This window comes from Glutamicibacter bergerei (genome assembly GCF_054495185.1).
The window spans coordinates 218689-231845 of record NZ_CM137131.1 but is presented as its reverse complement, the minus strand read 5'-3'; the positions used below and the strand labels follow the sequence as shown (position 1 = coordinate 231845).

At 55.4% G+C, this 13157-nt stretch carries 11 protein-coding genes; 1 reads left to right on the top strand and 10 read right to left on the bottom strand.

What is annotated here, in order from left to right; genetic code table 11:
* Positions 1-13 precede the first annotated feature (13 nt).
* From ACX5K5_RS01110 to ACX5K5_RS01085, 6 genes are all read right to left on the bottom strand, one after another.
* Complete coding sequence (locus ACX5K5_RS01110; RefSeq protein ID WP_096256295.1) at positions 14-850, bottom strand: polyphosphate polymerase domain-containing protein; 837 nt, start codon at positions 848-850, stop codon at positions 14-16.
* Positions 847-1500, bottom strand: a complete 654-nt coding sequence (locus ACX5K5_RS01105; protein ID WP_188686239.1) for a DUF4956 domain-containing protein — start codon at positions 1498-1500, stop codon at positions 847-849. Before ACX5K5_RS01105 ends, ACX5K5_RS01110 begins: the two co-directional genes overlap by 4 nt.
* Before the next feature lie 329 nt (positions 1501-1829).
* A complete protein-coding gene (locus tag ACX5K5_RS01100) occupies positions 1830-2243 on the bottom strand; it encodes a DUF3151 domain-containing protein (RefSeq protein ID WP_096256297.1) in 414 nt (137 codons plus the stop codon).
* 2 nt (positions 2244-2245) lie between these two features.
* Positions 2246-3268, bottom strand: a complete 1023-nt coding sequence (gene fbaA, locus ACX5K5_RS01095; RefSeq protein ID WP_096256298.1) for a class II fructose-bisphosphate aldolase — start codon at positions 3266-3268, stop codon at positions 2246-2248.
* A gap of 192 nt (positions 3269-3460) precedes the next feature.
* Positions 3461-4840: a M23 family metallopeptidase gene (locus ACX5K5_RS01090; RefSeq protein WP_459174881.1), complete on the bottom strand. Its 1380-nt coding sequence runs from the start codon at positions 4838-4840 to the stop codon at positions 3461-3463.
* A gap of 116 nt (positions 4841-4956) precedes the next feature.
* Positions 4957-5589, bottom strand: coding sequence for a TrmH family RNA methyltransferase (locus ACX5K5_RS01085; protein WP_096256300.1), 633 nt, complete (start codon positions 5587-5589; stop codon positions 4957-4959).
* Positions 5590-5809: 220 nt separating this feature from the next.
* On the opposite strand from ACX5K5_RS01085, the gene ACX5K5_RS01080 reads away from it, so the two are divergent.
* Positions 5810-6601, top strand: coding sequence for an HAD-IIA family hydrolase (locus ACX5K5_RS01080; RefSeq protein ID WP_229677156.1), 792 nt, complete (start codon positions 5810-5812; stop codon positions 6599-6601).
* 904 nt (positions 6602-7505) lie between these two features.
* Here the strand turns inward: ACX5K5_RS01080 and ACX5K5_RS01075 are convergent.
* The 4 genes from ACX5K5_RS01075 to ACX5K5_RS01060 are packed head-to-tail and all read right to left on the bottom strand — an operon-like array spanning position 7506 to position 13103.
* Positions 7506-9836 (bottom strand): glycoside hydrolase family 3 N-terminal domain-containing protein, encoded by a 2331-nt coding sequence (locus ACX5K5_RS01075; protein WP_443443163.1) that lies wholly within the window; start codon positions 9834-9836, stop codon positions 7506-7508.
* Between the two features lie 49 nt (positions 9837-9885).
* On the bottom strand, positions 9886-10758 hold the full coding sequence (locus ACX5K5_RS01070) for a carbohydrate ABC transporter permease (RefSeq protein WP_205738278.1): 873 nt from the start codon (positions 10756-10758) through the stop codon (positions 9886-9888).
* Positions 10755-11795: a carbohydrate ABC transporter permease gene (locus ACX5K5_RS01065; RefSeq protein WP_096256303.1), complete on the bottom strand. Its 1041-nt coding sequence runs from the start codon at positions 11793-11795 to the stop codon at positions 10755-10757. The genes ACX5K5_RS01070 and ACX5K5_RS01065 overlap by 4 nt, the downstream gene beginning before the upstream one ends.
* Before the next feature lie 6 nt (positions 11796-11801).
* Positions 11802-13103, bottom strand: coding sequence for an extracellular solute-binding protein (locus ACX5K5_RS01060; protein WP_443438147.1), 1302 nt, complete (start codon positions 13101-13103; stop codon positions 11802-11804).
* Positions 13104-13157: the final 54 nt, after the last annotated feature.

The following is a 13157-nucleotide window of genomic DNA, read 5'->3' as shown; positions in this document are numbered from 1 at the left end:
TTGCCTAGGAGATCTAACTACGGACCATCGACCAGGGGCGCGTCGGGTGTGACACCGGGCCATGGCGCGTTCCGAAGCGTTGGGCCAAGAGTCGACTCCAGCGGTTGGCTGGGAGCTGAGGATGTAGCAATGCTATCCCGATACAGTACTTGGACATGCTGACCTCACGAATACCTAGTTCAGCAAGCGCCCGGTCGGAGACCCCACGGCCGTCTGCGGATTTGGTTTCCACCACTATCAGGTCCGGTCCTGCGATCTGTTTTTCATCGTTTGCGTAGTTCAATTCCACGTCGCAGGTGACTCGTTCACCGTCAATGGGATTCACGAATGTCGCTCGGGTGTAGGTGCTATCAAGGACCGCTGACAACGGTGGCGCTTCTTCGCCATATTCGCTGGCCAATACCTGGTCTAGGAATTCACGATTCTCTTCGCTGAGTTCACCGGCTTGCTCTGGCGCTTGTTCCACACGGTGTTTCACCGTTGCTCCACGGAGTCCTTTAGTTTTTATTTCAAACATCGACAGTCCGGTATCCGCGTATGTGCGGGAGCGGACCTTATAGCGTCGGCGACGCCCTTGGCGGTGGGCACGATACTGTTCAAAATCCTCGGTATCGAAGTACACAGACTCATAACGAAAGGTTCGTAGTCCGTCGATTTCCATGATTTTAAACTGATCCCCCAGCCGTTCAGACAATGCGGTGAACTCTTCTGGCGTCAGCAAAAATTTACGGTCCACACGAGTTTGCAATGCGGCTTCCGAGATCACCTCGGCTAGTCCGATTGGTGCTCGATCTACAACAGCATCTTCTAAAACCTCACGGGATAGCGAAGCCATCGCTTGCGCGGTCATTTCGACCACGACTCCTGTTTAGCCTCAGTTGCCGAAATTGGCGAGGCTTTTGCTAGCTCATAGGTACCACCGGACTCCACCGGCTGCTGCTGTGGTTTGATGTGCTTATTGGTCCGGAAGCGGACATCCACAATAGTCAGGTCACGGACCATGTCCAGTTCAACAACCACGGTGCGCAGTACCTTCGCGTTGAGCAGATCTTCTAGCGCAGCCACCAGATCTGGCTTTTGCGCATAAGCTTTCTCTAAAGTCACCGTCTGGCGTTCGGTGCGCGGTGCAAAACTTGGGTGGTCTGCCACATACATTACGAGCACCAAGGCGGCGGTAGCCGACGGCGCCAACCAGGCCGGGTCCGGATGCAGTCCATTAACCAGACCAATGGCAAGAGAGATGAAGTAGTAAGCGACTTCTTCTTGCGTCAGAGTATCGGAACGTAGTCGAATAATCGACAAAATACCGAAGAGACCCAGCCCAAGCCCCATCCCCGCTCCACTGCCTGAAAGCAACATGGTGACCGCAAAAATACCCATGCTCAGCGCAACGTAAGCCAATACCAAATCACGCCTGAAATGCCTGCGAAAATACACGAAGTAAACCAAGATGGTGATGCCGACGATGTTTGAACCTAGAGCCAGCCAGAACGAAAGCACGGTGGACTCCCTTCATTGTGATGAGGTGATGATTTGTTCTCTCAAATGAACTCTAGGTAAACAATATGAAACTAAAAGTAGAACCTCATGAGAACGCCCTCATATTTCAATCATCGGCGCTAAACGGTCCGAACACTGATGTTAATGGTTCAAAGCTCAGCGAGACACAGGTTGGTCAGATGTTTATGCTCGACCCCAAGTGGGCCCTGAACGCCGAAAAGTCATGAGGATTGGAGAGTCTTCCACGCACAGCTCTATGGGTCGCGTGCTTTTGGACAAAAAATGCGGACGAAAACTTGTAAGTTTTCGTCCGCATCTTTTGTCAGTTGTTACTCGGCTTCGATAGCTGCCTTTGCGCTGGAATCCGAATCGTTGAGGAACTTCTCAATGCGATCCACTTCTTCGCTTTCACCAATCGCTGCAGCCGCACGGCCCAGCGCGTAGAGCGAACGCAGAAAGCCGCGGTTTGGCTCATGGCGCCAAGGCACTGGGCCCTGTCCGCGCCATCCAGCCTTTCGCAGCGAATCCAGGCCACGGTGATAACCCACGCGAGCGAACGCGTAAGAATCCACGGTGCGACCCTCGGCATGAGCCTCGTTGGCGAGCAGAGCCCAGACCAGCGATGACGATGGGAACTTAGCCGCCAAGTCGATAGCTTCGTCTCCGGCGTCCAGACGCGCAAGCACGTCGGTTTCCTCCGGCAATAGTGTTTCTGGAATCCCCAGTAGGTTCTCTCCGACCATGTTTACTTCAGCGACTTTCCGGCGGAGCCTAGCTGACGCGATGCTTCGACGATGCGAGCAGCCATGGACTCTTCAGCCTTGGCGCCCCAAACGCGAGGGTCATAGGTCTTCTTGTTGCCGACTTCGCCGTCAACCTTCAGCACGCCGTCGTAGTTAGCGAACATGTGGCCGGCAACTGGGCGGGTGAACGCGTACTGGGTGTCGGTATCAATGTTCATCTTGATCACGCCGTAGGAAACAGCATCTGCGATTTCCTGCTGGGAGGAGCCCGAACCACCGTGGAAGACTAGGTCAAAGGGGTTAGCCTTGCCCAGCTTCGTACCGATCTGAGCCTGAATGTCCTTCAGGATCTCTGGACGGAGCTTCACGCCGCCTGGCTTATACACGCCGTGCACGTTACCGAAGGTCAAGGCCGTGATGTAACGACCCTTTTCGCCGGTGCCCAAGGCTTCGATGGTCGCCATGGCGTCTTCAACGGTGGTGTACAGCTTTTCGTTGATTTCGTTCTCTACGCCATCTTCTTCGCCACCTACGGTGCCGATTTCAACTTCGAGGATCTGCTTGGCAGCAGCGGTGCGTGGTAGCAATTCTGCTGCGATGCGTAGGTTTTCTTCTAGAGTCTCTGCCGAGCCGTCCCACATGTGGGAGTTGAAGAAAGGATCTCGGCCAGCGGCGACCTCTGCTTCAGACGCAGCAAGCAGTGGCAGGACAAAGCTGTCCAGCTTGTCCGCTGGGCAGTGGTCGGTGTGTAGCGCAATATTCACGCCGTAGCTCTTAGCTACCTGACGTGCAAAGGCGGCAAAGCCGAGCGAGCCGGTGACCATGTCCTTGACGGAGGCACCGGACCAGTAGGCTGCGCCACCGGTGGAAACCTGGATGATGCCATCTGACTCAGCTTCTGCGAAGCCGCGGATTGCGGCATTCAGGGTCTGCGAGCTGGTGACGTTGACCGCCGGGAAGGCGTAACCGCCAGCCTTGGCGGCATCGATCATTGCATTGTACTTATCGGGGGTTGCGATAGGCATGCTTCACTCCTTGTGATTAGCGAGGGTGGACGCGTCGCCGTTGACGGCGTTTCTCACCCCATCCTATCGGCAGCAGGCCCTGACGTGGCATAGATCTCTGAACGTGACACGAGTTGCCACCGATTTAACGAACAAACCGCGGATGTTACCCGGACCAGAAGCCGGCTAACACCCGCGGTATACGTTCACTTGCTACTTACTTTCAGACTCCGAGGTCTGAACATTGTTGCTTGCAGATCCAGACTGCTTTGGAGCCACAGGGCTCTGAGACCCACCGGAATTCGAGTCTGAAGGCGGCTGCGGAGTATTGGACTCAGGCTTCTCCGGCTGAGGTGCCGAAGGTTTTGGCTTTGGCGAAGTTGGAGGTGCTTCCGTCTCCGGTACCGAAGGCTTCGGCGACGGTGTGTCCTTACCGTCCGTTGGAGACTCCGAGCCTTCCGGCGGCGAAGGATCCTTAGTGCCATCGGTCGGTGACGGAGTTTTTGTGTCCGTCGGCGATGGCGACTTGGTATCGGTCGGTGAAGGAGTGTTCGAATCGCTCGGTGACGGAGATTTGGACTCAGTAGGCGACGGCGAGTTTGAATCACTCGGGCTTGGCTTAGGTTTTGGTTTAGGTTTCGGCACCACTGGGGTGTCGTTCTCCGGTACCACCACGTCAGGGTTCGCGCCCTGGTCACGGTTTGGAGCCTGAGACTGTGGACCGTTTGATCCGTTGCCCTTAGGCGCACTGTTCGAATTGACCGTCAGACGGGTCGAATCGATCATTGCGTTTGGCTGTCCAGAAATATTTGGAAGGTAGTTACGTGGATCGTGCCAACGGCCATCAACAATGACCTCGAAGTGCACGTGGCAGCCGGTCGAGTTCCCGGTAGTACCGGCGAGCGCGATCAGTTCACCCTGCTTGACCTCTTGGCCAATCTTGGCGACTAGCTTTGAGTTGTGACTGTAGCCGGTCTGCACGTTGTTTCCGTGATCAATGGTCACGCGCATACCCGAGTGCCCGTGCCAACCGGAGACAATAACCCGTCCGGCTTCACTGGCGTAAACAGGGGAACCGCAAGAAATTGGGTAGTCCTGACCGATGTGGATCTGATTTCCAGCACCGGTAGGGTTGCTGCGCCAGCCGTAAGGGCTGGAGATACGGCGGGTTGGGACCGGATGCATGAGTTGCAAGCCACCGGGTAGCTGACCAATGGCGCCTACGGCTCCGGCCAACAATGCCGTCTCAGTTTCGGATTCTGCTTCTTCGGAAGATTCCGCCGCTCCCTCAACCACGCCTAGCGGGCGACCATCAATGGCAAGCGCATGTCCCGATCCGCCGAAAGCGTTCAAAGGTGCATCTTGACTGACATAAACCGAATTGCTGAAATTTGCCTGTTCGGCGTTTGCGTCGATTGCAATGGGCATATTGCCCTGACGGTTATCTGCTGTCTGCGCAACGATAGGAATTGCGAGCGCTCCGGTGAGTCCTATAGCGGCCACCACAGAGGTAGCCCATACGACCAGACGTTTCCTTTTTCGGGGTAATCCGATAAGTAGTAGGTCGTGGTTTACCTGATGTCGCCGTTTCACTACAAGCCGCTCCCAGATCACGAATGCATAACCAAGGCCTAGCCTAAGCTGAATTCGGCAACTAATCCAGATGCTCGAGTAAACTTCTGCTTAAAAATCAGATGTTTAGACTTTTGTTAACTTATACGTTGCCCAAAGACGTGCCGGCGAACCCACGCGTGCATAGCTATCCCAGCTGCTGAGGCAGCATTTATCGAACGAGTTGAACCGAACTGCTCTATTGAAAGTGTGTCTTTTGCTGCCGCGTGCACCTCGGGGCTAAGCCCTGGACCTTCTTGACCGAAGACCAGAACGCAGTTTCGCGGCAGATCATAGGTTTCTAGCGGGACAGAGTCGGGGAAGATGTCAATCCCGATAATTGTCAGCCCTTCTCCCTCGGCCCAGGTTACAAATTCATCCACGGTGGCATGGTGGCGTACGTGTTGGTAACGATCGGTGACCATCGCTCCGCGGCGGTTCCAGCGTCGACGGCCAATAATATGCACTTCCTTGGCGAGGAACGCATTAGCCGAGCGCACCACGGTGCCAATGTTCATATCGTGTTGCCAGTTTTCGATAGCGATATGAAAATCGTGGCGGCGTTCGTCAAGATCTGCAATGATCGCGTCCATTGACCAGTACCGGTACTTGTCGGCAACGTTGCGCTTATCGCCCTCCGCCAATAGCTCGGGGTCGTAGTGCGTTTCGGTGGGTAGCTCTCCTTCCCAGGGGCCGACACCAATGATGTGTGCAGCTGCTGGGTCTACCATGGGTTCAACAGATTCTTCGTTCACCCTTTAAGGGTAGTTGTTCTGCGAGGTGTCCACGTTCACGGCGTTCTTGTTGTTTGCTGTGTAGGCTTTAAACATCAGGGAAGTTGATCGATGACGATACGTCCCACCATCACTGCCCAAGGAGGAATAACACCTCGTGACGACCGTAACTCGTGCCGCACGCACTATTCACGACATCAAAACCTGGCTGACCGACATGGACGGCGTATTAGTCCACGAAAATCAGGCCATCAAGGGTGCCGCCGAGCTCATGAAGTACTGGCGCGATAATGACTTGCGCTTCTTGGTGCTGACAAACAACTCCATCTACACCCCACGTGACCTGCGTGCTCGCCTACTGGCCTCCGGACTAGACGTTCCGGAGCAGAACATCTGGACCTCGGCATTAGCAACGGCAGAATTCCTTGCTCGCCAGCGTCCCGGTGGACGCGCGTTCGTTATCGGTGAAGCCGGACTGACCACCGCCTTGCACGACGCCGGGTTCATCATGACGGACCAGAAGCCGGACTACGTGGTTCTTGGTGAAACTCGCACCTACTCCTTCGAGGCCATCACCAAAGCAATTCGGTTAATCGAAGGTGGAGCGCGCTTTATCGCCACCAACCCGGATGCGACTGGCCCCTCGGCTGAGGGCCTCTTACCAGCAACAGGTGCCGTGGCCGCACTAATCACCCGCGCAACCAACCGCGAGCCATATGTGGTGGGCAAGCCAAACCCTATGATGTTCCGTTCGGCGTTGAACCGAATCGACGCACATTCGGAAACCACTGCGATGATCGGTGACCGTATGGATACCGACATTATCGCGGGCATGGAAGCAGGCCTGTTGACCGCACTGGTTCACACCGGCATTACCTCGGCCAGTGACGTTGATACCTTCCCATTCCGTCCAGACCTCCAGTTCTCATCGGTGGCGAACATTCACGCTGAACTGGTTGCCGACGGAGGCAATGGCTCAACGAAGGACGCGAAGCCTTCCAAGGACTAAGCACAAAATCTAAGCCGTATTAGAAACTGAGAATTTGGCCCTCTGTATCGAGATACCCCGATACAGAGGGTCGTCTTCTCCAGTTGACCTTGCAGAATTCGAGTCTGCGCCCTGATACAGGCCTGTCGCCGCTTCAAGGGGTGCGCCGTTTTAGTTATCTCTGCCTCGATGAAGAGCAGCAATAATCACGTCATCGATATTTTCTAACGGAATCAGACGCTCGGCCGGTGACCGTCAAATCACTTCTTATGAAGTTCAAAATCTAAGACTCCACCAGTACGACCGCGCACGGAGCTCGGCTACGGGCTACGCCGATATATACGGTCAAGATTTACTGACATTTTCTTTATACCGGCGAAAAGTTGAATTCATTTGAGACGAATTGAGCTGTCGGCAATACTCTCTTTCACCTCTGATATGGTTCCAACTTTCAAGAGAAGTCGCTACCAAATCAGACTTTGTAGTCAAAACCGTCGAACGCACCTGCGCTTCAAACGGTGCAACAGCGGGCTCAAAACATCACGCTACCTGTTATTGATCACGTTTTTCGCATCGTTCCAGACATGTTCAAGCGGGTTTTGGTCCGATGCGTACGCCACAAAACTGATCAAATAAATATCTTGCAAGGTTGGTTCTTGCGCCATCTCTGCACGAATCAGCTTGTATCTATGTCATGAAATGTAGTCCCAGACAATCTCGATCATCTTTCCCTGACTCATGCCCACCTAAGCCTGTACCGCATCCAAAATGGTGGTGCAGTTTCCTCGAACATCTCGCTGACATGCATTCCCAAGTGTCCCGGTTTAGAAAGCCGATAAATACTAGCAAGGCCACGTTCCACCCAACGCAGAGACACTGGGTGGGACGTGGCCTTCACATATGAATGGACACAGCGGAAGTGCTCTTATTTAACCCTGACCGGGGTATCCATTACTCGACCTTCGGGGACCTCGCGCAATGGCCCAGTAATTCGGAATTCTGCTGCCAACGGCAGGTCCTCACTGCTGGAACCGACGCGCACGCCGAACACTCCTGGTTCCACCACACGCTGCCCGGATACTCCGGTAAAGGATGTACGTTCCGCGTGTAGTTCAAATTCCACCCGCTTCGATTCCCCGGCAGCCACTCGGACCTTGGCGAAGCCGGCGAGCCAGAGCCGTGGGCGAACTACTTGTGACACCTTGTCATCAAGATAAAGTTGCACTACTTCGGCACCATCTCGATCACCAATGTTGGAGACTGTTGCGCTGATGAGTACTGCGGCATCCGAGGAAATTTCGGTGGTTGATAATTCCAGATCTTTGAGCTCAAAGTTCGTATATGAACTTCCATGTCCAAACGGGTAGAGCGGCCGCGGATCAAGGTTCGATACGCCGTCGTTATTCCAGCCGAGCTGTCCGGTGAGATATGTTCCGGGCTGGCCACCGAGGTGGTCCGGTATCTGCACAGGCAGCTTCCCCGACGGGTTAACCGCGCCGCTGAGTACAGATGCGAGAGCCGGGCCGCCTTCAACACCAGGCATAAATGCCTGCACGACGGCCTTAACCCGAGACTCGAACTGCCCTAAGGAATAGGGGCGGCCAGTGACCAGCACCAGTACCGTCGGTGTTCCGGTGGCAAGTACCGCTTCGACTAGCTCGACTTGTTTGCCGGGCAGAGCTAGATCCACCACGTCGCAACCTTCGCCGGAAGTTCCCCGGCCAAAGAGTCCAGCCAGATCTCCCACCGTCACTACCGCAATGTCTGCAGCGCGGGCTGCTTCTACCGCAGCGTCGATGCCGCTAACATCTGGATGCGTAAAATCGACGCCACGCTCATAGTTGAAGCGACTATCGCTGAGAGCCGGTTCGTCGCGGAGCGCTTCGAGGATAGATTGCATCGCAATTCCATGATCATCATCTGCGGCATACCGTGAGTGCACATGATTCGTAAAGGAGTAACAGCCTAGATGAGTTCGCGGTTGGCTGGCCGATGGCCCAATGACGGCTACCGATGCGTGGTTTTTCAAGGGAAGAACTCCCTCGTTTTTCAGCAGCACGATGGACTCTTCGGCCATTTTTCGTGCGTGGGCTCGATTCTCTGATGAGTCCAAGTCAACGTCGGACCCAGCCCACTGTGCTTCGGGGGACCACTCGGAGTCCAACAGTCCCAGCTGAGCTTTCTGCGTGAGTACTCGACGTACGGCTTCATCGAGGATGCTGGGCTCTAGTTTTCCTTCGGCAACTGCGCGGCCCAGATTACGGAAGGCGTTGGTTTCGGGAAGTTCCACATCCATCCCGGCAGATAGCGAAATGATTCCGGCATCATTCAAGGTTTCGGCAACCTGATGCATTCCCTGCAAGAAGCTGATCGACCAGTAATCGGAAACTACAGTACCTTCAAAACCCCACCGTTCGCGCAGGATCTGCGTCAATAAGCGATGACTCGCTGCCGGCGCTTCGCCATCAAGATCCGAGTAGGAGTTCATTACCGAATGAACTTTTCCTTCTCGGATGGCTCGTTCGAAGGGTGGAAAGACAACGTCTTCCTGTTCACGCACTCCCATGGAAACCGGTGCGTGATTGCGACCGGCTTTGGATGCTGCGTATCCGGCAAAATGTTTCAGCGTCGCATGGACGCCGCCAGACTGTAGCCCCCGCACATAGGCAGTTCCCAACTCGGCGACCAGGTGTGGGTCCTCCCCCATGGTTTCCTCCACACGGCCCCATCGGTAGTCCCTGACCACGTCTAAGACCGGAGACAGACCGAGATGAACACCCATTTTTTTCATATCTTGGCCAATAAGATGCGCCATCTTATTCACTAGAGCCGGGTCAAAGCTTGCACCCCAAGCGATCGACGCTGGGTAGCAGGTTGCCGCCATGGTGGTGAACCCGGTCAGGCATTCTTCATGCGCTAAAGCTGGAATACCGAAGCGGTTGGCTGCGGTCACCTCGCGCTGCATCTGTGCCAGCTTGTCGCGTCCTTCAGCCGGGGTCACTGGAAACGATCCGAAGGCCCTAGTGATCTGTCCCAGACCATCCTGAATTTCTTCGGTGAAACTCACCCCATCAACGAAGGTGTCTTCCATGGGTGCAACGTTTCCCTCGCCAGAGTCGTTGTCTTCTTGGGGGCGAATCCAATAGGAACCAAGTTGGCTCACTTTTTCTTCGATGGTCATTTCGCCCATCAGCGCGGCGACTCGTTCTGCGATGGACAGTGCAGCGTTACGCCACGTGCTTTCTGCGATGTTCATTTTGGTCCTTAGTACTGGGCATTAGCCCGAAAAGTGTTTCCGCGAGGCCTTAGCCTTTGACTGCTCCTTGCAGGCCGCTGACAATGCGGCGCTGCATGGCGAGGAAGAAAATCAGCGCGGGGATCATGGCCAAGGTGGTGAAGGCAAAGACTCCTGCGGTATCTGCAGAGTGCTCGGTCGAGAAGTCTGCGACGCCCAACGGGAGGGTGCGCATCTCACCTTGGAGTAGCAACAGCGGTAGCAGGTAGGCATTCCACGAGCCCACGAAGGCGAGTACGCCTACGGTGACCATGCCCGGGCCAGATAGCGGCAATAAGATGCGCCAGAAAAAACCGATGCGACTGGTTCCATCCAGCTGGGCCGCTTCTTCTAGTTCTTGAGGCAACGCGATCAAGAAGGGGCGCAGGATGACTACCGTCATCGGTAGTGCGAACGCTGCCTGCGGCAAGGCGACGCCCCACCAGGTATTGCCTAGGTTCAAATCTCGGGAGATCAGGATAAATAACGGAACGATTGCCACCGTGGCGGGAAAGAGCAGGCCCAGCACGAAGACCATGAAGATCGGTTCGCGAAGCCTGAACTGGTACCGCGCCAATGGGTAGGCCGCCATGATTCCAAAAACCACCACAATCACCGTGGTGAGCACCGCGATCATCGTAGAGTTCAGGGCATAACGCCAGAATTCTGGGTTGTTTAGTACCCCGGTGTAATTGCTCAGTACCCATGGTTCCGGTAGTGCCGCGGGCGCTTGGGCTAGCTGCGCATTGGTACGAAACCCACCAAGTACCCCATAAAGCACCGGCCCTAGGGTCAGTGCTACCACTGCTAGGGAAAGCGCGTACACAAGTACGTTTCCACCATATTTACCCTGAGATTTTTTGGTCTTCATAGCGGGTTTTATTGAGGTTGTTGCAGTGCTCATCGACGCACCTTCTTTCGCTTACGCGAAGTATCGGGCTGAGTATCGCGTTTGAGGATGAACTGCTGATAAGAGACGGCGAGAATCAGCGCAACGATAAACAAGATCACCGATGCAGCCGAAGCGACGCCGAAGTTCTGTCGTTTGGTTCCCTCAGATACGAGGAATGTGGCCATCGTTGTCGTGGAATTTGCTGGCCCGCCGCCGGTAAGAATCCAGACCATGTCAAAGAGCTGCAAGGAACCGACCATCGAGAGGAAACCCCAGGTGCGCAGGGTTGGCCCCAGCAATGGGATGGTGATTTTGCGTTGGATTTGCCACCATGAGGCTCCATCAATTTGCGCAGCCTCATAGAGTTCATCCGGCACCCCTTGCAGTCCAGCAAGGAACAGAATCACCGCGAGACCTAGATATTTCCAGGTCAACACGATGAGCACAGTCCACAGCGCCAGGTCTGGCGTACCTAGCCAACCTTGCGCAGGACCCTGAATGCCGAGTTTAGCCAATACGGTATCGATCAACCCGTACTGTGGCTGCAAGAGCTGGAACCATACGACGCCGGCGATTACTTCGGACAATACGTAAGGTACGAAGATGATGGTGCGCAGCAACCCTTGAATCTTCATCTTGCGGTTGAGCAACAACGCGATCGCCAACCCCAGCGGCAGCTGGATGATGATCGATCCGGCAATGATGACCAGGTTATGCACTAAAGCGTCGGTGAAGACCTCGTTTTGTAGCACCCTGACGTAGTTCTGCAGGCCGACGAAGTCTACAAGCGGTCCGAATCCTTTCCAGTTATAGACGGAGAACCGCACCGCTTGAATGATCGGCACCAACATAAACATCGCGATGAGCAACAACGCTGGAGTGACGAAGAACAGGATCTCCAGGTTTTTTCGCTTATCCGCCGGCGCGCGTAGTTTTCGTTTTGGCGATCGGCTCCCACGCTCGGCCGCGGTGTTCCGCGGCCGAGCTTCGGCAGCCGTGCTCTGCCTGGCCGGTACGGTGGCAGAAACGACTTTGACCCCTTCTGTCACCGAGAATCACTTCTCCATATTTGCGGCGTCTTGGCTCTTAGCGACGATGTCTGCTGGTGAGGACTGTCCGGCAAAGAGCAACGCGATTTCGTCATTCATCGCTCCACCAACGGAGGCGCCGAAAGCGGTGTCGAAGTACAGCTGAACGTAAGGGGATTCATCGCGGGCCTTGAGCAGCGAGGCGAGGGCCGGGTCTGCCACTGAGTCATTGGCCGCCGGGTTAGTAGGCAGTCCCATATCTAGCTTCGCGAAGCCTTGCTGCACGCTATCGGAGAGCAGGTACTTGACGAAGTCGACTGCTTCGTCCGGAGCGTCTTGCGAAACACCCCATGCGTCGCCGCCGCCGAGCTGTGCATCCTGCGCTCCGGCACCGCCGTCAATTGTTGGGAATGGGAACCATCCGGTGTCATCGCCCAGACCTTTACCGTCTTCGGTGAGTCCCTGCATAATGCCCGGTTCCCAGTGGCCCGCCAATTCCATGGCTACTCGTTCGGTAGCTAGCAGGCCTGAGGCTGAGGTTGGGCCGGACTGGGCCGGAGTGGAAAGGAATCCGGGATTAAATGGCTCTGCATCAATGACCTTTTTGACATCTTCGCCGGCCTTGACGAAGCACTGGTCATCAAATTCCAGGTTCTTGACCGAGGCGTTGAGTACCTCTTGGGAGCATTCACGAAGTACCGAGTAGTACCAGTAGTGGGCGGCCGGCCACTTATCTCCCGCACCGACCGATACCGGATCAATTCCCTCTGCTTTCAGCTTTTTGACCGCGTCCATCCATTCATCCATGGTCTGTGGTGGGTTAGAAATTCCCGCTTCTTTGAACAGTGCCTTGTTGTACCAGAATCCGGCCAGGCCCACCGAGTATGGCAGCGCGTAGGTTTTCCCGTCGACCTGCCAGCCGGCAATGTTTCCACCAATCATGGAAATCTCGTCCGTGGCCAGCTCGCTGAGGTCACGGGTTAGGCCTGCTTCAACGTGGCCCGCCAGCTCACCGCCGCCGCGTTCCATGTAGACGTCCGGAGCATCACCACTTTGGAATGCCGCATCGAGCTTGGTGAGCATGTCTTCGTGCTGCATCGCGCTGACCTCGACGGTTACTCCCTCATGGGCGGCTTCGAAATCGTCGGCTACCTTCTCGTAGTAGGCCTTGCCTTCACCATTATTGGAGTTGTGCCACCAGGTGATGGTCTTGTCTTCACCGGCAGCAGCGGCGTCGTTGGTTCCCCCTCCGCCCGAACAACCGCTGGCCAACAGTGCGGTGCTGGCGAGCAACGCAAGAATTCCTAATCCTCTTTTTCCAAGATCCATAGTGGACTCCTCAAGTGTGTTGGGCGACCCGCTCCATGCGGTGTCGGACGGTCT